This window comes from Gilliamella sp. B2923 (assembly GCF_026536565.1).
Taxonomy (GTDB): domain Bacteria; phylum Pseudomonadota; class Gammaproteobacteria; order Enterobacterales; family Orbaceae; genus Gilliamella.
The window spans coordinates 135866-160426 of record NZ_JAFNNZ010000001.1 but is presented as its reverse complement, the minus strand read 5'-3'; the positions used below and the strand labels follow the sequence as shown (position 1 = coordinate 160426).

Annotated in this window: 22 protein-coding genes, 1 tRNA gene and 1 pseudogene; 11 read left to right on the top strand and 13 right to left on the bottom strand. The window is 34.2% G+C overall.

What is annotated here, in order from left to right; translation table 11 throughout:
* Window positions 1-22: 22 nt before the first annotated feature.
* The 3 genes from rpoD to rpsU form a co-directional block, all read right to left on the bottom strand.
* A complete protein-coding gene (rpoD, locus tag J3U42_RS00670) occupies window positions 23-1861 on the bottom strand; it encodes an RNA polymerase sigma factor RpoD (protein ID WP_267329922.1) in 1839 nt (612 codons plus the stop codon).
* Window positions 1862-1944: 83 nt separating this feature from the next.
* The gene (gene dnaG / locus J3U42_RS00665) at window positions 1945-3726 is read right to left on the bottom strand and encodes a DNA primase (RefSeq protein ID WP_220218045.1); all 1782 of its coding nucleotides are present in this window, start codon (window positions 3724-3726) and stop codon (window positions 1945-1947) included.
* A gap of 134 nt (window positions 3727-3860) precedes the next feature.
* On the bottom strand, window positions 3861-4076 hold the full coding sequence (gene rpsU / locus J3U42_RS00660) for a 30S ribosomal protein S21 (protein WP_024495180.1): 216 nt from the start codon (window positions 4074-4076) through the stop codon (window positions 3861-3863).
* A 183-nt stretch (window positions 4077-4259) separates the two neighbouring features.
* On the opposite strand from rpsU, the gene hemB reads away from it, so the two are divergent.
* The 3 genes from hemB to J3U42_RS00645 all read left to right on the top strand — a co-directional run bounded on the left by hemB (window position 4260) and on the right by J3U42_RS00645 (window position 7345).
* The gene (hemB, locus tag J3U42_RS00655; protein WP_267329921.1) at window positions 4260-5270 is read left to right on the top strand and encodes a porphobilinogen synthase; all 1011 of its coding nucleotides are present in this window, start codon (window positions 4260-4262) and stop codon (window positions 5268-5270) included.
* Window positions 5271-5576: 306 nt separating this feature from the next.
* Complete coding sequence (locus J3U42_RS00650) at window positions 5577-6347, top strand: hypothetical protein (RefSeq protein WP_267335004.1); 771 nt, start codon at window positions 5577-5579, stop codon at window positions 6345-6347.
* Window positions 6348-6448: 101 nt separating this feature from the next.
* On the top strand, window positions 6449-7345 hold the full coding sequence (locus tag J3U42_RS00645; protein WP_220218048.1) for a hypothetical protein: 897 nt from the start codon (window positions 6449-6451) through the stop codon (window positions 7343-7345).
* A 31-nt stretch (window positions 7346-7376) separates the two neighbouring features.
* On the opposite strand, the gene nudC is transcribed toward J3U42_RS00645, so the two are convergent.
* From nudC to epmB, 6 genes are all read right to left on the bottom strand, one after another.
* Window positions 7377-8180 carry an NAD(+) diphosphatase gene (gene nudC, locus J3U42_RS00640; protein WP_220218049.1) on the bottom strand — a complete coding sequence of 268 codons (804 nt, stop codon included), beginning with the start codon at window positions 8178-8180 and terminating at the stop codon, window positions 7377-7379.
* 66 nt (window positions 8181-8246) lie between these two features.
* Window positions 8247-9875, bottom strand: a complete 1629-nt coding sequence (gene yidC, locus J3U42_RS00635) for a membrane protein insertase YidC (protein WP_220218050.1) — start codon at window positions 9873-9875, stop codon at window positions 8247-8249.
* The gene (gene yidD, locus J3U42_RS00630; RefSeq protein ID WP_255556236.1) at window positions 9875-10117 is read right to left on the bottom strand and encodes a membrane protein insertion efficiency factor YidD; all 243 of its coding nucleotides are present in this window, start codon (window positions 10115-10117) and stop codon (window positions 9875-9877) included. Before yidD ends, yidC begins: the two co-directional genes overlap by 1 nt.
* 47 nt (window positions 10118-10164) lie before the next feature.
* Window positions 10165-10521: a ribonuclease P protein component gene (gene rnpA, locus J3U42_RS00625; RefSeq protein WP_267329918.1), complete on the bottom strand. Its 357-nt coding sequence runs from the start codon at window positions 10519-10521 to the stop codon at window positions 10165-10167.
* Between the two features lie 11 nt (window positions 10522-10532).
* Window positions 10533-10673 carry a 50S ribosomal protein L34 gene (rpmH, locus tag J3U42_RS00620; protein ID WP_034944344.1) on the bottom strand — a complete coding sequence of 47 codons (141 nt, stop codon included), beginning with the start codon at window positions 10671-10673 and terminating at the stop codon, window positions 10533-10535.
* A gap of 304 nt (window positions 10674-10977) precedes the next feature.
* Window positions 10978-12003 (bottom strand): EF-P beta-lysylation protein EpmB, encoded by a 1026-nt coding sequence (epmB, locus tag J3U42_RS00615; protein WP_267329917.1) that lies wholly within the window; start codon window positions 12001-12003, stop codon window positions 10978-10980.
* A gap of 32 nt (window positions 12004-12035) precedes the next feature.
* On the opposite strand from epmB, the gene efp reads away from it, so the two are divergent.
* Window positions 12036-12602 carry an elongation factor P gene (efp, locus tag J3U42_RS00610; RefSeq protein WP_034882790.1) on the top strand — a complete coding sequence of 189 codons (567 nt, stop codon included), beginning with the start codon at window positions 12036-12038 and terminating at the stop codon, window positions 12600-12602.
* Between the two features lie 114 nt (window positions 12603-12716).
* Here the strand turns inward: efp and trmL are convergent, their stop codons facing one another.
* The 4 genes from trmL to thiI form a co-directional block, all read right to left on the bottom strand.
* The gene (gene trmL / locus J3U42_RS00605; RefSeq protein WP_324169853.1) at window positions 12717-13202 is read right to left on the bottom strand and encodes a tRNA (uridine(34)/cytosine(34)/5-carboxymethylaminomethyluridine(34)-2'-O)-methyltransferase TrmL; all 486 of its coding nucleotides are present in this window, start codon (window positions 13200-13202) and stop codon (window positions 12717-12719) included.
* Window positions 13203-13221: 19 nt separating this feature from the next.
* The gene (gene cpxA / locus J3U42_RS00600) at window positions 13222-14598 is read right to left on the bottom strand and encodes an envelope stress sensor histidine kinase CpxA (protein WP_267329979.1); all 1377 of its coding nucleotides are present in this window, start codon (window positions 14596-14598) and stop codon (window positions 13222-13224) included.
* 38 nt (window positions 14599-14636) lie between these two features.
* Window positions 14637-15347 (bottom strand): response regulator, encoded by a 711-nt coding sequence (locus tag J3U42_RS00595; RefSeq protein WP_220218055.1) that lies wholly within the window; start codon window positions 15345-15347, stop codon window positions 14637-14639.
* Window positions 15348-15473: 126 nt separating this feature from the next.
* A complete protein-coding gene (gene thiI, locus J3U42_RS00590; protein WP_220218056.1) occupies window positions 15474-16922 on the bottom strand; it encodes a tRNA uracil 4-sulfurtransferase ThiI in 1449 nt (482 codons plus the stop codon).
* A gap of 177 nt (window positions 16923-17099) precedes the next feature.
* On the opposite strand from thiI, the gene secG reads away from it, so the two are divergent.
* The 7 genes and pseudogenes from secG to J3U42_RS00550 all read left to right on the top strand — a co-directional run bounded on the left by secG (window position 17100) and on the right by J3U42_RS00550 (window position 24351).
* The gene (gene secG / locus J3U42_RS00585) at window positions 17100-17474 is read left to right on the top strand and encodes a preprotein translocase subunit SecG (RefSeq protein ID WP_267335001.1); all 375 of its coding nucleotides are present in this window, start codon (window positions 17100-17102) and stop codon (window positions 17472-17474) included.
* A gap of 8 nt (window positions 17475-17482) precedes the next feature.
* A tRNA-Leu gene (locus tag J3U42_RS00580) sits at window positions 17483-17567 on the top strand.
* A 185-nt stretch (window positions 17568-17752) separates the two neighbouring features.
* Window positions 17753-19003 (top strand): annotated as a pseudogene (locus J3U42_RS12375) (integrase domain-containing protein).
* A gap of 1044 nt (window positions 19004-20047) precedes the next feature.
* Complete coding sequence (locus J3U42_RS00565; protein WP_267334995.1) at window positions 20048-21646, top strand: SIR2 family protein; 1599 nt, start codon at window positions 20048-20050, stop codon at window positions 21644-21646.
* A 484-nt stretch (window positions 21647-22130) separates the two neighbouring features.
* Complete coding sequence (locus tag J3U42_RS00560; protein WP_267334993.1) at window positions 22131-23081, top strand: hypothetical protein; 951 nt, start codon at window positions 22131-22133, stop codon at window positions 23079-23081.
* Between the two features lie 104 nt (window positions 23082-23185).
* Complete coding sequence (locus J3U42_RS00555) at window positions 23186-23386, top strand: helix-turn-helix transcriptional regulator (protein WP_267334991.1); 201 nt, start codon at window positions 23186-23188, stop codon at window positions 23384-23386.
* A 218-nt stretch (window positions 23387-23604) separates the two neighbouring features.
* Window positions 23605-24351, top strand: coding sequence for an antA/AntB antirepressor family protein (locus J3U42_RS00550; protein ID WP_267334989.1), 747 nt, complete (start codon window positions 23605-23607; stop codon window positions 24349-24351).
* Window positions 24352-24561: the final 210 nt, after the last annotated feature.

Here is a 24561-nt window from a genome sequence, read left to right as displayed (position 1 = left end):
GCGATAGATAAGATAGTAAGATTTATTCTAAGAAACTGCGAAGCACATCAGAACGGCTTGGATGACGTAATTTACGTAATGCCTTAGCCTCGATTTGACGTATACGTTCACGTGTAACATCAAACTGTTTACCGACCTCTTCAAGTGTATGGTCAGTATTCATATCAATACCAAAACGCATACGTAGTACTTTCGCTTCCCTCGGCGTTAATCCTGATAAGATATCACGAGTTGCGCTTCGTAAACTCTCTGATGTCGCTGCATCTAATGGTTGCTCAAGCGCTGTATCTTCAATAAAGTCACCTAAGTGTGAATCTTCATCATCACCGACCGGTGTTTCCATGGAAATTGGCTCTTTGGCAATTTTCAGCACTTTACGAATTTTCTCTTCTGGCATCTGCATACGCTCAGACAACTCTTCTGGAGTTGGCTCGCGCCCAATCTCTTGTAACATTTGACGAGAGATTCGGTTTAGCTTATTGATTGTTTCAATCATATGCACCGGAATACGAATCGTTCTGGCTTGGTCAGCAATAGAACGAGTAATGGCTTGCCTAATCCACCATGTAGCATAAGTTGAGAATTTATAACCACGACGGTATTCAAATTTATCAACAGCTTTCATCAAACCGATATTACCTTCTTGAATAAGATCTAAGAATTGTAATCCTCGATTGGTGTATTTTTTCGCAATAGAGATAACCAAACGTAAATTCGCTTCAACCATCTCTTTTTTAGCCCGACGAGCTTTTGCTTCACCAATAGACATACGTCGGTTGATATCTTTAATCTGTTCTATAGATAAATTAGTTTCCGTTTCAATTTGCTGCAAACAATTAATTTCAGCTTCAATAGGCTCTTCAAACTCTTTTAAATTTGCGGCAAAAGCACCCTTAGCCGTTAAGGCTTTTTTAAACCAGCTCATGTTATTTTCATTGCCGGTAAAATGGGTCATAAACTGTTTTTTCGGCATCTTGCACTGCTCAACGCAGATCTTCATAATCACACGCTCATGTGCTCTTACGCGATCCATCATGCTGCGCATATTATTTACAAGAATATCGAATTGTTTACCCACTAAACGAAATTGTTTAAAGATTTCGGATAGATTTTCGATCTCTTGTTGTGCTTTTTTATGTGCACGTCCATACTTTTTGATAGCGGCTGAAGTTTTATCATGCTGTTCTTTTAATTCAGCAAACTTAGCTCTGGCAACTTCCGGATCGATAGAGACATCGTCATCAGCAGAATCACTGTCTTCCTCTTCGTTTTCATCGTCGCTATCATCAATTTCGATCTCTTCTTCGTTATCATCTAACTCTTCCGGTAACTCTTCTGCTGATTCTTCAGCATTCGGATCAACAAAGCCAGTGATAAGATCAGACAGACGTACTTCACCACTTTCAATTAAATTATATTGTTCTAAAAGATAAGTAATCGCTTCTGGATATTCTGAAACAGAGGTTTGAACTTGGTTAATCCCATCTTCAATACGTTTTGCGATGTCAATTTCGCCTTCACGGGTTAAAAGTTCAACCGCCCCCATTTCGCGCATGTACATACGCACAGGATCGGTAGTTCGACCTATTTCTGATTCAACATTAGAAAGTACCAATGCTGTCGCTGCTTCAACAGCTTCTTCATCAGGAACATTATCTGAAAGTAATAACTCATCAGAATCAGGGGCTTCTTCAAGAACTTGAATCCCCATATCATTGATCATTTGGATAATATCTTCAATCTGATCTGAATCAATAATTTCTTCTGGCAAGTGATCGTTGACATCAGCATAGGTCAGGTATCCCAGTTCCTTACCTCGAATGATCAGAAGTTTTAACTGTGATTGAGAATTTTGCTCCATAAAAGGTATCCACATTTAGTTATTCGGTAATGTATAATATATATGTAAGACAAAATGATATTGTCTCCATATACCCTATATATTTAGTCTTTTTTTGATAAAACAAGTATTAGTGTCGCTAATTCTTTTTTCTCTGCGGTACTTAAGCCGGAGACTCTCTCTTTTGCGATCAGTTCATCTTGCCTTTGGGCGAGTATATTATCATATAACTCTTTTAAAGTATGAGAAAATATTGTGCTTATTTCATCATCTTGATAATGGTGTTCCCAGCTTGCTAGACGATTAAGTTGCTTATAAAACGGTCTATCAATACATTGCGTTAATATCTGGGCTGTAGTTATATTTGGGTAATGTTGGCATAATTCAAGTAATTCAATAAAAATATCAATCCCCGCTAACTTGGCTTGACGCATAATATTGATATCCGAGACTTGTTTAGCAAGGTTTGGATACTGTATTAACAAACCAATTAAAATACGCATAATTGTTAATTTCATTTGAATTGAAGGCTTAACTTCAGCCGTCTTATCTTCACTTTTTTGACGATTATCACGAATTAATTGTTCAATTTGCGCAACATCAAGTAAGCCTAAATAACGCCCCAGTTGTTGAAGTAAATTCAACCTGAAAGCTTTCGCTTTTACTTGCTCAAGCATTGGTATAGCAAGTGCACTCAATTTTGCTTTGCCTTCAGAGCTACTTAAATCAACTTGTTTTAATAATTCATCAAATAAAAATTGAGATAAGTTAGGCGCTGATTGTAAATGCGATTCAAAACCTTGTTTGCCCACTTTACGTACAAAACTATCCGGATCTTCATCCTGTGGCAAAAAAACAAATGTAATTTGTTTACCGTCAATCAAGCAAGGCAGTAACACATTAAGCGCACGCCAAGCTGCACTACGACCCGCTTTATCACCGTCATAACAAAATATGACAGAATCAGTTGCCCTAAATAGTAACTTGATGTGTTGTTCTGATGTGGATGTTCCTAATGCTGCCACAGCATAATCAATGCCATATTGCGCTAGCGAAACAACATCCATATACCCCTCAACCACCATGAGTTTATCGGGGTTACGATTAATCTCTTGTGCTTCATAAAGCCCATATAATTGGAATCCTTTATGAAAGATTGGGGTTTCTGGCGAATTGATATATTTAGCCGAATCATTGATTATCGTGCGCCCACCAAAAGCAATCACATTGCCTTGCCTGTCTCGAATAGGAAACATAATTCGACCACGAAAACGATCATATTGATTACCACCGTCACTGGTCACTAACATGCCAGCTTGATCATAAAGATGAGTTTCCGCTTTCGTTTTTGCCACACTTTGGAAAGTTGAACGCCATTCGTTAGGTGCGTAACCTATTTTGTACCGAGCAATAATTTCACTGTTAAGCCCTCGCTGTAAAAGATACTGTTGCGCATCTTTTGACGTGGTTAATGTTAATTGCTGCTGGTAAAAATTGGTGATTTTTGCCATTAGTGTATAAAGGTCACGGCGAACATTACGCGATTCAATCTGTTTTGAATTATCAAGTTGGCTGTTATCGCTATCAGTATAAGGAACTTGTATCCCTTGCATGCTAGCGATTTCTTCAATTGCTTCGGGGAAAGATAAACGGTCGTACTGCATAAGAAAATTCACTACCGAACCGGATGCACCACATCCAAAACAATAGTAAATTTGTTTTTTTTCATTTAGTGAAAAAGAGGCGGTTTTTTCATCATGAAAAGGACAACAACCAAAGTAGTTATTTCCTTTCTTTTTCATTTTAACGCGCTTACTGATCACATCAAGAATACTTGTGCGAGCAATTAAATCTAAAATAAAATCATTAGGAATACGACCTTTCATGATAAAATTCAACCAATATTGGTATTACCCAAAGACAACAAGCCGTATCGAAATGTACGGCTTGTTAAAATCTCTTTATATTAAAAATAGATAAAATTGATAGTTAGTATCAATTAAAATTTTCAGTATAAATCTTAGTATAGACGAGTGCGACGAGCGTTTTCTCTTTCTAATTTTTTAGCATGGCGTTTAACAGCTGCTGCTTTTGCGCGTTTACGAATAGTCGTTGGTTTTTCGTAAAATTCACGGTTACGAACTTCAGCTAAAATCCCTGCTTTCTCGCAAGAACGTTTGAAACGACGTAATGCTACATCGAAAGGTTCATTTTCACGTACTTTAATTACTGGCATGTGCCTCTCACCTCAAATTTGTTTAATATCACAAAGGACTAAAAATTAGTGCGCAATTTTACCTCTAATCGATATATGTTGTAAAGTAAAATATCGAATAATTACCACAGAGCAAATTAATTTGCTAATCTACAAGCTCAGTCAGATAATAAACGATAGTTATTCAAAATAAATAGGTGTTTTATGTCATTATTTTTTACCGGTCAATACCCTCAACGCCGCTTACGTCGCAATCGAGCACATGATTTTAGCCGCCGTCTAGTTGCTCAAAATCATTTAACAGTTAATGATTTAATTTATCCTGTCTTTATTGTTGAAGGTAAAAACATAACTCAATCTGTTTCATCAATGCCTAATGTTAATCGCATGAGTATCGATGTATTATTAAAAGAAGCAGAAGAAGTGGTTAAATTAGGCATACCTGTTTTAGCGTTATTTCCGGCTATCGATGCATCAAAAAAATCATTATTGGCGCAAGAAGCTTATAACGAAAATGGCTTAGTTCCCCGAGCAATTAGCGCCCTAAAAAAAGCCTTTCCCCAACTAGGCATTTTATCCGATGTTGCGCTCGATCCTTATACTACACATGGGCAAGATGGCATTATTGACGATCAAGGCTATGTTCTAAACGATATTTCAGTCGAAACGTTGATTAAGCAAGCCTTAGTTCAAGCGCAAGCTGGCGTTGATATTATTGCACCTAGCGATATGATGGATGGTCGCATCGGCGCTATACGTAATGCGCTTGAATCGCATGGATTTGTGAATACCCAAATTATGGCATATTCAGCCAAATATGCATCAAGCTTTTATGGCCCTTTCCGTGACGCAGTCGGATCAGCATCGAATATAAAAGGTGGCAATAAAAAAACTTACCAACTCGATCCCGCTAACAGTGATGAAGCACTACAAGAAATTTATCAAGACTTGAGCGAAGGAGCGGATATGGTAATGGTTAAACCAGGGCTGCCTTATCTTGATATTGTCACGAAAGTTAAACAAACTTTTGCCGTACCTACCTTTGCTTATCAAGTATCTGGTGAATACGCTATGCTCAAAGCTGCCATTGAAAATGGTTGGTTAGATGAAAAATCGACTATCATGGAATCGTTACTATGCTTTAAACGAGCGGGCGCTGATGGCGTGCTAACCTATTTTGCCAAACAAGCTGCCCAGTGGTTACAAAACCCATAATATCATCAAGTTATAAACAAAAATCGACTGGCTAAAACCCTGTCGATTTTTTACATAAATTAACTAAATTTGTCTAAAAAATGTTTATTATTTATGACTAAATTTTAGACTAATGATTATTAACATTATCCATTCAACATTTTTAAATAAATAACCCACCAATAGCAGCCCTAAAATTCAAATTAGTTAATGACCTAAATTTAATAACGATCTGGCAGTTCTAAATGTAAAAAAGTTTCAGTAAAACTATATGTTTGTGTAAAAATCTGATAATATTTACAAAGTTAAGCGATTTGGGAGTAGAAAATGATATATGAACTTGTTCCAATTGAATTGCATGATGAACTGAATAAATTTCGTCATGATTTAGAAAAAATGGCTTCACAACATATAGAAGTTTGTCCTTTTTGCCAACAAAATGAATTCTATCTGATTCGTTCAAAACCAACAAATACCTATCGTTGCAAAGCTTGTGACAAATATTTCAATGTAGCATCTAACACCTCTTTTAATCGATTATCACCATTTGATTGGTTAGAAACGATATTTACTAGCCGTATAGCGAACAAAAGTTACCAAACTATTGCAAAAAAATTAGGCTGTACGTTAGAAAAAGTCATGCGGCGAGATCAAGCTATTGTTGATCATTTGAAGTCTTACTATCCATTACTAAACAAATGGTATACCGGTGCAAAACAATTAAAAATCACCCCGACACTTACCAAACAACATCAAATACTGATTGAAAAAGTCACGTCTTTATTAAATGAACAATCGCCAGTTTGTTTATATTGTAGTTCAACAGAAACAACCAAAGTTGGTAAACGCACTTGTTATCGTTGTAAGCGTTGCCGACGTAGCTTTAACATTTTAAGTGACACAATTCTTAATCGTCTTCCTAAGTCTGAACTATGGATTGAATTTATTAATTCGCTTGTTTCCGGAAAAAATAATATGCAAATCCAAACTGAATTAGGTTTTAATGGTAATACAGTAAATCATTGGCGAAACGCATGGTGTGAAATGATGAAACGTTGGAACTTAGAAGATTTGGCAAATTGGTGTCAATGCCATTAATAAATGCCATTAATAGAAGTAACATAATAGTGAACTAGGTAAAAAATCTACGTTTAATCACATTCATTTTCTTACAATAACATGAAATAGAAGCCTAAATTATGAATAAATCATTATTTTATTTATCAATATGTTCATTAAGCTTTTTATTAGTATTAACAGGATGTGATGAAGAACAGTCATCCCAGATAGCATCTTCATCTCAAACAAACAACAACCAAAATAATAATTTAAATGTTGATAGCCTAAGTTCAGACACGTTTGATGAAGAGGTTCAATCCCTGTCATACTTACCTGTTACTATAATCAATAGTTATCTTTTCCATAATGAACCGGAATTACTACCAAATCATAAATTAATTAAACAACAAAAAATTGAAGGAGCATCAGATAAGCTCATCAATTATAATGAACAAGGTTATGTTGCTAATTATGATTTAGAAGGTTTTTATGGCGAACTCGATTATAAGAACGCTAAATATTTTTACGGAACAAAAGAAAACCGCAATGATTATAAAATCACATTTGATGCCAGCAAAAATATACTCGGTATGAAAAATAGCAAAGGCGATATTGTTGCAAGAAATGAATTTGATGAAGATGGTCGTTTGGTTGAAATGACACTATCGCATTTTGCAGAAAATAATGTCATTTTTAATAGTAAAATTGTTTATGACCAATATGATCGCGTTGAGCTAGTTTTATACAGCGCATATGTGCCAGTTGATAATAAAGTCAATTTCCCAATTTTGCTACAAGAGAAAACTTTAGTTTATAGTAATATTAATCAGTTAGAAAAATCGATTACAAAAACATTTAAACTTTCATCAAGTGGTGAAATTATTGTAAACGATAAAAATGAACAAGAAGTTGAAATCAATGAAACTTGTTCATATTCTGATTATACCGTCTATAGCGACTGGACTAAGGCCGTTTGTGTAACAACCGGTGATGAATCAAAAACAACAAATTTAATCCGAACTATCGACTATCAGTAAACAAATACGGCCATTAACTTCGTGAATATGATTAGTCTTCACCAAACTCATCATATTCACGGCATAATACAATCGTATCTTCAATTAAGCGCCTTGCTATCGTCCCATACTCTGGAATTTTAGGTAACTGAGAATAATGGAACCAATCAGCTTGTACTAACTCATTTTTGTCGATACAGATTTCACCGCTCTCGTAATCAGCCAAATAAGCCATCATTAGTGAATTAGGAAATGGCCAAGGTTGCGATCCTACATACCGGATATTTTTAATTTTGATTTTTGACTCTTCATATACTTCACGTTCAACAGCATTTTCCATTGTTTCACCTATTTCAGTAAAACCCGCTAAAACCGTATATAAGTCATCTTGATTATGTCTGACATGCTTAGCCAATAAAATTTTATTTTGATGTCGGATTGCAACAATAATAGAAGGTGATATCTGAGGATAATAACGTTCTTTGCAGTTATGGCACAAACAACACCATTCTGAACTACTAATATACATTTGATGACCACAATAGCCACAATATTTGTGGGAGCGATAAAACTCAGCCAATTGCACCGCTCGACCGGCCATATTAAATAGCGATTGATCAGTTTTATTAAGCAGTGGACGTATGACACTCATCGAGCTTTTCATTTCATGACAAATCAGCCAAGCAGTTTGACCATTCCATTCGCCAATTGGCTGAGCTAATTGGTTAGTAAAACCAAACTCTTTAGCATAACCCGTTGGCACTTCGCCATTAGGTAACCACAATCGTCCATTGGCGCTGACAAACCAGTATCCGGTTTCATTGCCGGTTAAATTAAATTGTTGCTGTATATTCATTTCCATTCTTACCTAAAAGCAAAACAAAAAAGGAGGGTTTAACACCTCCTTTTTCTAATACGATTTCTATTTCTTTTTCTTTTCGTGAAGTCCCTTTTTCTCAAGCTCCCAGTAGATAATACGTTGCTGAGCAATGGTAAATAAATTACTCACGATATAGTATAAAACCAGACCTGACGGGAACCATAAGAAGAACACAGTGAAAATTAACGGCATAAAAGTCATTAATTTTTGTTGTAATGGATCTGTGACCGCCGTTGGTGACATTTTCTGTATTAAGAACATCGTCGCACCCATTAATAATGGGAATATATAATAAGGATCTTGCGCTGACAAGTCATGAATCCATAACGCAAATGGTGCATGACGAAGTTCAACGGTATTACCTAACATATAAAATAGCGATAAGAAGATAGGCATTTGAATAATCAATGGCAAACAACCGCCCAAAGGATTAACCTTCTCTTGCTTATAAAGAGCCATTGTTTCCATACTCATCTTCTGTCTATCATCACCATAACGCTCTTTTAACGCTTGTAAACGAGGTTGTAATAACTTCATTTTAGCCATTGAACGATATTGCGCACGTGTTAACGGGAATAAAATTCCACGCACAATAAAGGTAATAATAATAATCGACACACCCCAGTTACTGACAAAACCTTGAATAAATTTCAATAAGTAGAATAACGGTTGTGACAAGAACCATAACCAACCATAATCAACAATCAAATCAAGATGATTTGCCGTTTCTTTCAATTGACTTTGGATTTCCGGACCTAACCATAGCTTAGCGCCAATTGATTGGCTAGCACCTGCCGGGATAACAGTTGATTGACCTTTGAAACCAATAGTTGCTTGCGTATTTTTAGCAGTTACACGTGAATAAAAAAGGTTATTTTGATCCTGTGTTGGCACCCATGCTGAAGCAAAATAGTGTTGCAACATAGCAATCCAACCAGTTTGCGTTTCTACCGCTAATGCTTTATCTTTAATATCATCAAAACTATATTTGCTATAATTTGTACTTGAGCTTGAATATGCAGTTCCACGGAATGCGCTTAATCCAAGTCCGCCCCCACCTTCAGTGACAGCATCTTCTGGTAATTTGATAGTTTGTTTCAATTGACCATACATCGCGACATCAATCGGTCCATTACTTTGGTTATTGATATCATATTGCACATCAATAGCATAGTTACCACGTTGTAAAATGTAGTATTTAGTATAAGTAATGCCATTAATCTGATAAGTTAACGGAACACGTAATTCATTTTGTCCGTCAGCTAACACATATTCTGTTTGCGCAGTTTGGTATACCGGGCGTTTCGCATCTTGAATAGCATTATCAGGTCCGTCTTTACCTGTTAAACCACTTTCAGCAATATAAACAAAATCAGGACGAGATGTTAATAATTGGAAAGGTGTACCTGAATGAAGCGTTTGATCATATTTCAATAATTGTGCTGCTTGAACATCACCACCATAAGTATTAATTGTGAGTAACAATACGTCAGACTTAATGGTAATGGTTTTACCTAAAGCTAAATTGCCTGTTGAATCATCATCACTTATTTGTTGAGTCATTTGGTTAGTCATTGGTGGTTTAGGTGCATGATCATCCACCCATGCCTTCCAAATTAAAAAAGAGACAAAAAGTAAAGCAATGACTAAGATATTACGTTGAGATCCCATTAATGTTTTTCTCTATTGGTTTTAGTTTTTGGAGGAACAAAATCTTCTCCTCCTTCATGTAAAGGATGACATTTTAATACACGTTTGACCGTTAGCCAACCACCTTTTACTAATCCAAAGCGTCGTAGTGCAATTATTGCATACTGAGAGCAAGTAGGTGTAAAGCGACATTTAGGACCAAACAACGGGCTTATAATCCGTTGATAAGCGCGAATAAATAAAATAAAAAAATTAATTATCAATGATTTAGCCGCATAGACATGCTGTTTGATAATCAATTTAAGTTTATTCAAACTTTTTGTTTGGCGATAATTCGTTGGCATAATTTATCTAATGTTGCAACTAACTGTTTATTATCCAATTCGATAACAGAATGTTTAGCCATTAAAATAAAATCAATATTAGGAAGCTGATGTTGATGAAGACGAAAATATTCTTTCGTTAAACGCTTAATACGGTTGCGCTCATGTGCACGTTTAACCTGTTTTTTTGCTATAGCAAATCCTAAACGAGGATGATTTAAATCATTTATTCGTGCAACTAATGTAAGAAAGGGTGAGCCAGCTCTAACGGACTCTTGAAAGACATAATTGAAATCAAAGGGAGTTAACAAACGTAACTCCCGAGGAAAAGTGAAATTAATCACTCAACTTAAAATCAGCTAGCAACAGTTAAACGAGCACGGCCTTTAGCACGACGGCGAGCAAGAACTTGACGACCGTTTTTAGTTGCCATACGAGCACGGAAACCGTGAGTTCTATTGCGTTTTAATACTGATGGTTGAAATGTGCGTTTCATGACGATTTATATCCAAATCTAATTTATCAACAGGTTGCAGAGTAAAAACTCTACATCATTAATTAAAGAGGTCGGAATTATAGAAGCTATTTTATTTTTCGTCAATGAGATTTTCAAAGATAAGTGTAACAGATATGATCTAAAATTTATTTATAGCACAATAATATAAAAACTGACGATTGAATAATACCTAATCAATAAATGTCGGTAAGTGCTAACCTGCATGGACGATCAGCAGCGCGACAATTGAACAAATCATCATCCAATCAACACCAGATTATTTGATACCATAAGTAAAACAAAATCAATCAGCAACAGCAAGTACCCGCTTACTTTTTTCTCCACCAATCTCACGAGCCAGTTTTGGCACTAAATAACCGGATACTTTTTCAGCAAGCTGTTTCATCAATTGTTTGGCGGTTTTATCATCAACGAAAAAATGTGCAGCGCCTTGAACTTTATCAAGCAGATGAATGTAATAAGGTAAAATACCGCTATCAAACAGCTTATTACTTAATTGGGCTAAAACCTCAACATTATCATTAATATTTTTTAACATCACGCTTTGATTAAGCACTAATACATTACTTTGTTTTAATTGCCAAATCGCACGGGTAACTTCATTATCAATCTCATTGGGGTGATTAATATGTGTAACCACAATTATCTGTAATCGACTTTGCGCAAATAATCGAGATAATTGTTGGGTTATTCTTGACGGAATCACTACTGCCAAACGAGTATGAATGCGTAACCGCTTGATATGTGGAATCTTTTCTAATTCACTTATCAAAAATGCGATCTCATTATCTTTCGCCATTAATGGATCGCCGCCCGATAAAATAATCTCATCGAGTTCAGGATGAGTGGCAATATAGTTAAGCGCTATATTTAAGTTTTTTTTGCTGCTCTGATTTTCATGATAAGGAAAGTGACGTCTAAAACAGTAACGGCAATTGATCGCACAAGCGGTTTTAGTTATTAACAGTGCCCGATTATGATATTTATGCAGTAATCCCGGGATTGCATTATTTTGCTCTTGTAACGGATCATCACTGTATCCCGCGACTTGCAACATTTCGTTATCATCACAAAGTACCTGCAACAAAAGAGGATCATGACTATCGCCCTTTTTCATACGATTGATAAAAGCTAAAGGCACACGCAGCGGGAATTGTTTCTTTGCTTGTAACATAGACAAAGAAATCGTATCAGGATCTAAATCTAAACAACGATAGAGTGTTTTAATATCCGTCACAACGTTGGCAAGATCAAAAATCCATGCTTCTTTATTTGGTTGTTCAACTTTTTGCTGTATAATGTGGCTCATTTTTGTAATTCAGAATGATAGTTGGAGCTTTTATGGCATCTTATAGTACTAATGAGTTTAAAGCCGGTCTTAAAATAATGCAAGATGGCGAGCCGTGTGTAATTGTTGAAAATGAGTTTTATAAACCAGGTAAAGGGCAAGCAATTAACCGCGTTAAAATTAAAAAATTACTTTCAGGTAAAACTGTTGATAAAACATTCAAATCAGGTGAATCTGTTGAAGCTGCTGATGTTGTCGATATGAATTTAACTTACTTGTATACCGACGGTGAGTTCTGGCATTTTATGAACAACGATACTTTTGAGCAACTTTCTGCCGATGCAAAAGCAGTGGGTGATAATGCTAAATGGTTAGTCGATCAAGCTGAATGTATTTTAACATTATGGAATGGTCAACCGATTGCTGTTACACCACCAAACTTTGTTGAACTTGAAGTTATTGAAACAGATCCGGGCTTGAAAGGTGATACAGCCGGAACTGGTGGTAAACCCGCTACACTTTCAACCGGTGCCGTTGTACGTGTTCCACTATTTGTACAAATTGGTGAAGTGCTTAAAGTTGATACACGTTCAGGTGAATACGTTTCACGTGTAAAATAAACGTGTTTATTATCAATATCACGCTTATTGCACGACAAAAAGAGAGGAATTGACTTACCTCTCTTTTTGTTATCTAACTGCTATCTATTATTGACCTAAAAATATCAAAGCTATTTACTTAGCCCCGGCATAATTAAGCTGACGCCAAGATTCATAAACAACTACCGCTACTGAATTGGATAAGTTCATACTACGACTGGTTGCTAACATAGGAATGCGGATTTTATTATCCTGTGGTAACGCATCGAGTATTGTAGCTGGTAGACCTCGTGTTTCAGGCCCAAACATTAAAAAATCATTTGATTGATAATTCACGGCACTATGCGGCTTTTGACCTTTTGTAGTCAATGCATAAACCTGTTTAGTCAAATCCAATTGATTAACATCTAAGAACTGTTCAAGATTTTTGTAACGTTTGACATTGACAAATTCTTGATAATCCAGCCCTGCTCGCCGTAGTTTTTTATCATCCCAATAAAATCCCATTGGCTCAATAATATGCAAATTATATCCTGTATTAGCACACAGACGAATAATATTGCCAGTGTTCGCTGGAATCTCTGGCTCAAACAGTACAATATTCAATGCGGATTTTGACACAATGACTACTCTTTATTTTTTAATGTTTTTGACTTGTCGGTAATACTATCACAATTCTCAGCCCACCTAAGTGACTTTTCTGTGCTTTAACAGTTCCGTGATCGCGAGTGATCGCATTTGCTACAATGGCTAATCCTAGTCCGGTACCACCCGTCTGGCGATCTCGTGCTTCACTGGTTCGATAAAAAGGTCTGAAAATTTGTTCTAATTCGTTATCAGCCACACCGGGACCATCGTCATCAATGGTAATTGTCATTTGTTGTGGTTGTTGACTAAAATTAATCACAATTTGGTGTTTAGAATAACGAAATGCATTGCGAATAACGTTTTCCAGAGCGCTACATAAAGCAGTCGGATAACACAACACAACATGATTAGTTGGCGGATTTTGAATTAAAAATGTTTTGCCAATTTGCTCCGCTTCAAACGTAGCATTATCTAATACATTTTTAAATAAAACATTTAATTTATGGTAGTTGCGAACTTCATTATTATCATATTGATGACGGGCTAAAGAGAGCAACTCACCAATCATTGCATCAAGTTTTAATGCTTCATCATTAATACGAATCACTTCGTTACTTTCGCCCTGTTTGCGGCGTAATAATGATGTGGCTAATTGCAAACGAGTCAAAGGCGTGCGTAATTCATGAGAAATATCAGAAAACAAGCGTTGTTGTAACTCCTGCATCCGTTTTAATTCCCTTAACATATGATTAAAACTCGCTCCGGTTGCTTTATACTCATAAGATCCGATTTTTTCTAACTCAGGCCATTGTTGCAAATTCCCTTTGGCAACTTGTTCGGCTGCCAGTTTTAAACCACGTGCAGGTTTTGCAATACTCCAAGATAACCAAAGCAAAAAAGGAGAGCTGGCTAACATTGTTAGTGTTAATAATAAAAAGGGATGATCAAAGATTAAGTTAACAAATTGAGATTGAATATCTGAGGCTGGTTGCAATAAGTATAATTGGTAATCTTCATTAGCATAATGAATTAGAAAAGGGCCTATAATCTCTTGAGATTCGTAAATTTTCTTTGCCGGATCAGCGACATTATTAGATTTTTCACTAAAGTTTCTAACTAAATCAATATTTTTAGTATCAGCGGTAATTATTTGTTTGTTGGGTGTGAAAATGAATAAAAATTGCCCGGGTTTTTGATGACCGTCCATCACCACGATAAAACGCATCCACCAACGAAAACTATCTTTAGGTACATTTGAAAGCTCTTTTTCTATTTGATTAGCAAGCACATTGCCTGCTTCTTTATCTTTATTTGCTAAATAAGTTAAATTTCGAGCGTCAAGATTAGGCAAAGCCATAATCAACATTAGAAAAAAAGCGATAGTAAGTAAAAATATTGTGAAAATTCTAATAGTTAACCTGTCAAAAATCCACATATAATTTTACCTTTATAAGATGTATTCGACCCTTAATGTACATTATCATTTTGATCGACAACAAACAGGTAGCCTTTCGATCTCAATGTTTTTATCCAGGGTAACCCATCACTGCGTGGTGGCAATTTTTTTCTCAAATTAGACACATGAACATCAATTGAACGAGCCAGCGGAATAAACTCTTTACCAAGTACAGTTTCACTTAAAGTATCTCGGGAAATTGTTTGACCAGCACTTTCAAGCAGTTTAAGTAATACTTGGAACTCAGTACCCGTTAATTCGAGATACTGGTCATCAAAAAAAGCAGTTTGTTGCTTTCGATTAACCGTTAGTTTATCAATAGTAAGTTGAAGCGGTTTTTCTTCACTTTCTTCTGAGTTATCCCAACGGGTTCTTCGTAGCAAGGCATTGATTCGAGCAACCAACTCTCTATCATTAAAAGGTTTAAGAATATAATCATCAGCCCCTAACTCAAGTCCAATCACCTTATCAAATTCGTCGTCTTTAGCTGTCAGAAAAATAACCGGAACAGTAAAGTCATTTCTTAATTTAGATAACATACTAAGCCCGTTCATCTCCGGCATCATTATATCGAGCAATATAAGATCAATGGTACTATCGAATTTTTCTAAAGCTTGTACTCCATTATTTGCTGTTTCAACGTCAAAACCTTCTAATTCAAGTAATTCACGTAATAATGAGGCTATTTCAGGATCATCATCAACTACAAGTAATTTACTCATTGCCTTCCTCTTTAACTTAATTAAATCATTAATTTGTAATTATTTTGATTATAAAAAATATCTGATCTTATCAAATCATGATTATAAAAGCCAAATACTACCAATATCATAACTATTTGTTAAGTATTATATTTTAAAAATTTTCACATTCGAAAACCCTTGCTCAATCAGATAAAGTGCTTGTAACTTGCTCATAACACCTTTAGCACAATAAAGAAGATATTGTTTTGATTGATCTAAATCTCCAAATTGTGTAGCCAATTTATAAAATGGAATGACTTTAATATCAACATTATTTAATTCCAGCGGTTTATCTTCCTGCTCTTCCGGCGCACGAATATCAATCACAATTTGATTATCACCCAATGAAGTCACAGTATCAACTTGAATAACCGTGTTACTTGCTTGTTTGGCAATTTCACGAATATCAATATTTTCTGCCTCTTCCACTGCTTTATCTAAAATTGAGAAATCAAAATTAAGCTCTTGTTCCTCTATTTTTTCTTTAACAGCTTTGACCGTTGGACTTTTCGAAATTACACCACAAAATTCTGGCATAGTTTTAGCAATATCTTCAGTCCCTATCTGACGAGCCAGATTAATAATCGTTTCTTTATCATGAGTAATTAGCGGACGTAAAATTAAGGTATCACTCACATTGTCAATCAAACGTAAATTAGTCAACGTTTGACTTGAAACCTGACCTAGTGCTTCACCGGTTACAAGTGCTTGAACATTATATCGTTGAGCGATTTTGGAAGCGGCACGTATCATCATCCGTTTTAAAATAACGCCCATTTGACCATCCTCGATTTTTTCAAGAATTTCACCAACAACATCTGAAAAATCGATCGCAATAAAACGCACTTTATGAGAACTACCAAAGCGCTCCCATAAATAATGTGCCATCTGCTTAACACCAATTTCATGGGTTTTACCGCCCAAATTAAAAAAGCAGTAGTGAACCCGGCTTCCCCGTCTAATTAGCTTATAACTCGATACACCAGAATCAAATCCGCCGGATATAAGAGAAAGTACATCTTCTTGTGTACCTGTTGGAAAGCCACCTATCCCAGCATGACGCTCTTTTACCAGCAATAATACATCTTTCTCTATTTCTAAATTAACAGTAACCTCAGGGCGGGTTAATTTGACTTTAGATGAGGCAACAAACTGATTAAGCCCACCGCCCACATAACGTTCAACATCGATTGAAGAGAAATCGTGCTTACCTCGGCGTTTAACACGTACACAAAAGGTTTTATTTTCAATTAAAGGCGCATAATGCTCACGAGCTTTTTCATAGATATCGTGCATATCAACAAAAGAGTGCTCTTGAACAACCAAAATATGATGGATACCAGGAATACGGGTTAGTAATTGTAAAATCTGAGTTTCGCTATTTACAACTTTAGGGCGTACTTCAATAAAATCCCAATGACGTATAACAGCGACATCTTCGATATGATGTTTTAAGATATTACGAATATTGCTGGTCAATATTTTTATAAAACGTAATCGAACAGATTCACTTTTAATGGTAATCTCTGGAAAAAGCTTAACAATGAATTTCATACAACTAAATTTACTAGAATAAAAATGGCGACATTATACTGGTTTTTCCTTAAAAACGAACAATTGATTACGATAAATACAGAAAATCACAAAATCTTCTTGCTTGTTGCTCACTCTTTCGCTAATATTTCGCATCAATAAATTCTGTTGTATAACTTATAAAATTGACAGGTTGAAATGTATAAACTTTTAATTCTAGGTTATTTACTTATCGCTGTTGTGATAATCGTTTTAGTGCTAATACAGCGCGGTAAAGGTGCCGACATGGGTTCATCTTTTGGTGCTGGAGCATCTGCGACGTTGTTTGGCTCATCAGGTAGTGGGAACTTTTTAACACGTTCTACAACCATGCTTGGGGTTTTGTTTTTTATACTAAGTATCGTTTTATCGAATCTTGGTAGTCGTAGTGCTATAAATTCTAGCGATGAATTTACAAATTTCGATGATATACCGCCTGTAACGACTCAACAAAACACAGGTGAAACCGCACCGACAACAGATCCTGTTATACAACCGGAATCGGTAAATCCTACATCGGATATTCCTGAATAAATAACGGCGCCGTGGTGGTGAAATTGGTAGACACGCTATCTTGAGGGGGTAGTGCTTCACGGCGTGCGGGTTCAAGTCCCGCCCACGGCACCAAATCAATATTCAGTAACATTCTTTAAAATTCTTTAAACCACATCAAAACCAGTATAAACAAGGCTTAAAGCCTGTTTTGCTATTTCGTAAGCATCAGTAAGATACATTTACAACCAAAAATAATGGGGGTATATTTGGGGGTAGGATAAAGTGCCTTTATAATTAGATACCCCCAAAGGTGAAAAATGGCTATTGAAACTACCCCTTTGACTGATACACAAATAAAAGCATTAAAAGCCAATAGTAAGGATAAAAAGTATTTTGATGGTGGAGGTCTTTTTTTGTTAGTCAAATCGTCAGGAGCTAAATTATGGCGATTTAAATATAAAAAACCCATATCAAATAAAGAGACATTATTATCTTTTGGTAAATATCCAGAAGTTTCGCTACAACAAGCGCGAAAACAACGCGACGAAGCACGCGAATTAATTAAGCAAGGCATAGACCTCCAAGAACATAAAGCGGAACAAGAACAACTTAAGCAAGAAGCAATCGGCAATACATTCTACTCCATGGCTGAGCGGTGGCTTAAATTCAAAACAGAACAAGGATTAGAAGAACAAACTTTAAAAAAGGCTTGGCGTTCATTAGAGAATCATGTATTCCCTTACATCAAAGACATTCCCATAAACCAAGTAACTGCTGTTAAGGCAATCAATGCTTTATAACCATTAAATAACAATAATAAATACGAGACAGTAAAGAGAGTTTGTAGGCGAATCAATGAAATAATGTATTACGTTGTCAATATGGGAATCATCGATAATAACCCTCTTGCTAAAATTACCGACGTATTTAACAGTCCTCAAGTAAAAAATCAACCTACCATATCCCCTACTGAGTTACCGCAGTTCATGTAAGCCTTATCTATGGCTAGTATTGAGTTACAAGCAAGATGCGTGATTGAATGGCAATTACTCACATTAACGCGACCTAGCGAAGCTGTAGGTGCACGGTGGGGTGAGATAAACTTTAATAAGAAAATATGGAGCATTCCTGCAGAACGCATGAAAATGGATAGACCCCACAATATACCTTTATTGCCACAAGCAATCAAAATCCTCGATATAATGAAATCTATTAACAATAAAAGTGAATTCATTTTCCCAACAGCAAGACCACCTTATAACAAGCCTATGAATAGCCAAACCGCTAACATGGCAATAAAGCGCATGGGATACAAAGATAAATTAGTAGCACATGGATTAAGAGCTTTAGCGAGTACAACACTAATTGAACAAGGCTTTAATTATGATGTTATTGAGAGCGCGTTATCGCACGTAGATAAAAATGCAGTAAGACGAGCTTACAACAAAGCTGAGTATGAGCAACAAAAACGCATTATGCTTGACTGGTGGGGCGATTTTGTCGAGCAAGCCAGTAAAGGGAATGTCTCACTATCAGGTAACCGCAATTTAAAGCTAGTTAATCATTAATTATACCGCGCTATAAATATCATACCTCATATTTGGGTTACGCTTTCATTATTAATAAGTTCCACTCCTCAAATGTGAGTGGTGCTTTTTCAAATATTACCCTTTACATATGCCAGTTATTAAACTGGTTTTTTATACTTACCCCCCATTATTCTAAACTTTTCATTAAAAGTGTTCACTACTATTCACCTTTTAAAATTAATTAATATATATCAATATATTATATATATATTTTGGTAAAAATTAGTATTCACTAGTGTTCACTACTATTCACATTTAAATATAATCTTGATCTTATGATTAACCAATTGAAATATGAAAATAATTCTATAACCTCTATTTCTTGCTAAAATTAAAATATATATTAATCATGATGTTAAAAATAAGTGATTTTAAGGTTGATCATGGTTACTATTAGATGTATTAAAATTGCAATCTGCTAAAAAGTCAGCACATTCATTGATAGTAAAAAAATTATTTCAATTCGCGGTTTTGCATAAAAATGAGGGTGAGCGGTGTAGAAAGATTAGAGTTATAGAAATTTACTATCCCCCTCCCTACTTGGCTTGAAGAATTTTTGGACACGTTAGAAGCAATATAATGACTTTGATTGCATGGGGTGTTTTTTAAAACAACTATTCATAATAAAAATAGGTACGCACGGAAAACATATTTAATAAATGCGAGCTAAATATTAATTGCATGGGGTTTGTTTTTCAAAACTACTATTCATAACAGAAATAGGTATCCAGTGAAAAACTTTAAAATAATGGACGCTAATCAAAACCGTTGCTTATGTAAATAATTTTCAAATAACAAAGAGTTAAAATTCATGTATTCTTATAAAGAAGATATCTCTATATATCTATCAATGTTACAGGCTGAAACTAGTTTGAATTTATTGATTAGTTTATACAGTGAATAATAGAAAAAAATTGCTTTATTGAATAATTAATTTTGATAGACTTAAAATATTATAAAACTTGAACCTTAAAATAGATTGTTCAAAATTTATTGATGAATATTATATTTAGAGATTGTGTTATGACTACAACTATTTTTAATAAAATAAAGAAATATCCTATCGTTTTTATAGGTTCTGGCATATCTAAACGATTTTTAGATAATTTTCCCAACTGGAATGAATTATTAGAAAGTTATTGGAATCAAACAAATCAATCAACAGGATATTATAGTTATTTAACCTCCCTCAAAAAAGATTATTCAAAATCATTCACTGGAGATGAATTAACTCACAAAATTCATACCTCAGTAGCAGATTTTATAGAAGATAAATTTAATACAATGTTCAATAATAATGAATTACAAATTGAGGGTTTAACACCTGAAATAGCTTATAAAGATGATATTTCACCTTTCAAATATTCTATATGTCAGCGTTTTTCCGTGTGTAATATTAGAAATGATATAGATAAAGAAGAATTAAGTTTTTTTATAGAATTTTTAAAAAACGCTAAAATAATCATAACAACTAATTACGATCCTTTCATTGAAACATTATTAAAAAGTAAACACATTGAATTTCAAAAATATATAGGAAACAAAGGTTTTTTTGATGATACTATTGGATGGGCTGAATTATATAAAATACATGGTGATGTAACTGATCCTAATTCTATAATCATTAATCAACTCGATTATGATAATTATGATAAAAATTCAGTTTTGATTAGTGCTAAAATATTATCCAATTTAATTAATACACCAATAATTTTTTTAGGTTATTCGTTAACAGATAGAAATGTACAAAAATTATTAACCGATTTCTCTTCACAATTTCCAAAAGAAGATGATAGAAAATCAGCAGAAAGAATAATTGTAGTTCAATATGAAAAAAATAAAATGGATATAGATCCACGCTATTCTAAAAATGATAAAAATATACCATATATAGAAATTAGAACTGATAATTATAAAAAAATATTCAAAGATATTTCAGAAATTAATGAAGGATTAACACCGTCCGAGATATTAAGATATAAAAGAATAATTAGAGATTTGATTGTCAATGAAGGACATAAAAGCAACCTAGATAAGATACTTGTTTCACCAAGTGATATTGAAAATTTAGAAAAAAGTATAATAGAAGGTAAAAATTTAGTAGTTGCTATAGGTGATAAAGCCTTAGTTTACGCTCATATAAATAATGAACAATATATTGAAGATTATATTTTAGAAAATAATCAAATAGGATTAGAATCATCCATAAAGGTTTTAACAGCAAGTCCTCATAACTGTTGGATTCCTTTTGCAAAACAGATAAAAAAATTAAAAATGAGAAATATAAAATTAAAAAATCATGAAAAATTGAAAATTAATAAAAGAATCGAAAATCAAGGAAGTCTATCTAAAATAATGGATAGTATAAAAATAGATAAAGTCAATAGTAGTAAAGTTTTTAATTCAATATCGGATATTAAAAATAGTAATGTTGGTCCCTTTAAAGAAACACAAATTATAATTAAAAACATAAAAAATATACCAATTGAAGAAATTAAAAAATTTATTACAACAGAAGGTATAAAAGAATTTAAAACAAACCAAGGAGATATTAAAACGGGATTGAGGAAGTTATTTTGTGCTTATGATTTATTGGTTAACGGGGACATTGAACGTGTTTGATAATTAAACCCTGTGAAATATATAATTTCACAGGGCGTTAACCTTTAAGTAATCCCATGCGAAGGTGGGATAGCTCCCCTAGTGTGGCGAACCGATTATGATTTTAAATGAATTCATTTTTAAATGCAATACAGTTTTTATCATTACTAGATTAGTTTTAGAGTTAGATTTTTTATGCTTGAAATTTCATTCTAATATGTCTTAATCGGATTAAATTCCAAAGCCCAACAAAGATTATTCATTACCTTGCTGATAAGCGCGCTTGATGTTTTGAAGCAGCCCGACGGCTCAATTATTGATTGCTATTTTTTACAAATTTTCTCATTTAATTATCCTTAAGTATTATTTTAAGGATGTAATATTATCATAATTAATTTAATGTATATAACTGTATATTAAAGTATTATTTGCGTCTAGGGTGATCCCCGAACATTCGCAACCCTATCGAACTGGCGCAAATATCTATTAGGTGCATGAGGGGCGTATGAATCATTCTAAATTACTGACATTAAAAAGATATGTGACCTTATCAGAGGCTGCTGAACGATTAACTAGATTATTTGGGGAATCAGTTACAGTTATTGATATTTTAGAGTGGGTTTTAGATAAGAAAATAGTTTTATCGGTTAAATTTCCTTATGGAGTAGAAGTAATTGCTTGTAAATACGGTGAGCATAGGCAGCTACAAAGTGATTTCGATAGAATGATATTTGGAATGTTTCATGCTCCCAAAGAGCTTAGAAATGAACATTCAAGAAATACAGAAGAATATAAAAAATTAGAGATGGAATATTTAAAGGATCAATATAAACATCTGCTTTCTAATCTACAAGAAAAATATGAAAATGAACAGCCAGATATATATCAAGAATATTTAGAATATAAAGACAAATTTACATTTGATTTTTATATGGAAGAATTAGTTTTAGTTACAAAAGGAACTATTGGTAAATCATTTTATTTAGATAAGGATATTTATGATTTTCCTTTGGTAGGAGCAGAAAGAGTTTGGATTGAAAATCTTATTTCTTCATTAAAACAGCATACTGTAGTTGAACGATTTGTGATTGATGGTAGCTTTCTTCTCGATGAAGATGGAAATATTTTAAGTCTTAGAGAGCGGTTTGAGGATAGCCGAGAAGATTATCCTGCAGATAATTTACCAGAGGATCATGAGTTGGTTATTACGACCAAGCATTTATTAGAGTTTGAGCAGTCTTTAATGGGAAATGATGATAGTATTGACTATAAATATTCACAATTATTACTTGCTTCAATATTGAAAATTTTGAAAGAATCTAGCCCTAAAAAATGGACTCAAGGGGAGTTATCTGATTTGATTTCAGAACAATCACAATTCAAGGGATTAGGAAAAAGGAAAATTGATTCTTTCTTTTCTCAATGTAATAAATTATTAGATAATTCAATAAAATAGACCACTAATATTTTGCATGCAAAAATTTAATTTTGCGTGCAATGATATATTTTATTAACAGTTATATCCTTTACCTGTCTTTGAACACCAGGAGAATATAACTAATGATCAATCAAATCTTATCCAAAAAAGAAGTAAAAACCTTACTACATTTCAAATCTGGCACTAGCCTTTATACACTAGAACAGAAAGATGAAACTTTTCCCCAAAGAATCAGAATAGGCTTGCGTCGTGTTGGCTATCGAGCTGATGAGATTTATTCTTGGCTTGAATCTCGCAAAGTAGAACGTCGCGAGGTTGCATAATGGTAATAAAGCAAAACCCTTTATCTAACGAAATAGTAAAGAGCTTAGATTTGAACTTAGACGCCTCCAATCATAGCCAATCTTGCTATAAGTGCCTACATAAAAAGATAACTATTTAGTTAATTATTTAAGAACAAAGCGCATTTTTGCGCTGACGGTATCCCCTTGCCTAAAATTTAGCTAAATGGGGAATAAATTGAAATATTAGGAGATAAAAAATGGCAGATTTTAATAATTTAGTACCTGTAACTGAAACGCAATTAAACGGCAAATTACAGCAAACAGTTAGCGCAAAAGATTTGCATAATTACTTAAAAGTAGGAAATGATTTTTCAACATGGATAAAGGGAAGAATAAAAGAATATGGGCTCATTAAAAATGTTGATTTTTTAATGTTTGATTTATCAGAATTCAGGAATCAAAGTACAAACAACAATCAACAAATAAAATGGACATCTAAGCGAAGTGGAGAACATAAAAGTACAGATTATATACTGACAATTGGAACCGCTAAAACATTAGCAATGATTGAAAACAACGAGAAAGGTAGAGCGATTAGAAAGTACTTTATCCGTTGTAAACAGCACTTTAAAGAAATTGCACCAGTAATCGAGACGAAAGAGCTTAAAAGGTTAAAAGCACGCATTGAGGTGGCAGATTATACCCGTCCTATGCGTGATGCATTAACTTTACAAAGGCTATCACACGGTAAAGAGACTAAACCATATCACTACACCAATGAATTTAATATGATTAATAGTATTGTGCTTGGTATGTCTGCAAAGGATTTTAAAAAAGCACATAATATCACTGGTGATATTCGTGATTATCTTAATGAACAACAGCTTAATCATCTAGCCTACTTAGAAAAATCAAATATTACTCTAATTGATATGGATTGGGATTACAATAAACGAAAAGCGGAACTCATCAAGTTATCACAAAACTACAAGCTTCAGTTATGAGGTTAACAAGCATAAAGATCTAACAAATCTATTAAAGCAATTTTAATGCCCTAGCAATAGGGCATTCTATTCAAACATTAAATAATTATTTCAGCGCTATCTATCACACAATTAGAATAGATAGAGCACAAGCAAAAGGCTTGTAAAAAAAATTATCCCCACTTGGGTTTACATTTTAGTTAACTTTCAAATTTACCTATCTGAAAAATG

Bases quoted from the DNA above. Each gene is read 5' to 3' on its own strand.
- rpoD (WP_267329922.1), bottom strand. From the start codon at position 1,861: ATGGAGCAAAATTCTCAATCACAGTTAAAACTTCTGATCATTCGAGGT.
- dnaG (WP_220218045.1), bottom strand. From the start codon at position 3,726: ATGAAAGGTCGTATTCCTAATGATTTTATTTTAGATTTAATTGCTCGC.
- rpsU (WP_024495180.1), bottom strand. From the start codon at position 4,076: ATGCCAGTAATTAAAGTACGTGAAAATGAACCTTTCGATGTAGCATTA.
- hemB (WP_267329921.1), top strand. From the start codon at position 4,260: ATGTCATTATTTTTTACCGGTCAATACCCTCAACGCCGCTTACGTCGC.
- J3U42_RS00650 (WP_267335004.1), top strand. From the start codon at position 5,577: ATGATATATGAACTTGTTCCAATTGAATTGCATGATGAACTGAATAAA.
- J3U42_RS00645 (WP_220218048.1), top strand. From the start codon at position 6,449: ATGAATAAATCATTATTTTATTTATCAATATGTTCATTAAGCTTTTTA.
- nudC (WP_220218049.1), bottom strand. From the start codon at position 8,180: ATGAATATACAGCAACAATTTAATTTAACCGGCAATGAAACCGGATAC.
- yidC (WP_220218050.1), bottom strand. From the start codon at position 9,875: ATGGGATCTCAACGTAATATCTTAGTCATTGCTTTACTTTTTGTCTCT.
- rpmH (WP_034944344.1), bottom strand. From the start codon at position 10,673: ATGAAACGCACATTTCAACCATCAGTATTAAAACGCAATAGAACTCAC.
- epmB (WP_267329917.1), bottom strand. From the start codon at position 12,003: ATGAGCCACATTATACAGCAAAAAGTTGAACAACCAAATAAAGAAGCA.
- efp (WP_034882790.1), top strand. From the start codon at position 12,036: ATGGCATCTTATAGTACTAATGAGTTTAAAGCCGGTCTTAAAATAATG.
- J3U42_RS00595 (WP_220218055.1), bottom strand. From the start codon at position 15,347: ATGAGTAAATTACTTGTAGTTGATGATGATCCTGAAATAGCCTCATTA.
- thiI (WP_220218056.1), bottom strand. From the start codon at position 16,922: ATGAAATTCATTGTTAAGCTTTTTCCAGAGATTACCATTAAAAGTGAA.
- secG (WP_267335001.1), top strand. From the start codon at position 17,100: ATGTATAAACTTTTAATTCTAGGTTATTTACTTATCGCTGTTGTGATA.
- J3U42_RS00565 (WP_267334995.1), top strand. From the start codon at position 20,048: ATGACTACAACTATTTTTAATAAAATAAAGAAATATCCTATCGTTTTT.
- J3U42_RS00560 (WP_267334993.1), top strand. From the start codon at position 22,131: ATGAATCATTCTAAATTACTGACATTAAAAAGATATGTGACCTTATCA.
- J3U42_RS00555 (WP_267334991.1), top strand. From the start codon at position 23,186: ATGATCAATCAAATCTTATCCAAAAAAGAAGTAAAAACCTTACTACAT.
- J3U42_RS00550 (WP_267334989.1), top strand. From the start codon at position 23,605: ATGGCAGATTTTAATAATTTAGTACCTGTAACTGAAACGCAATTAAAC.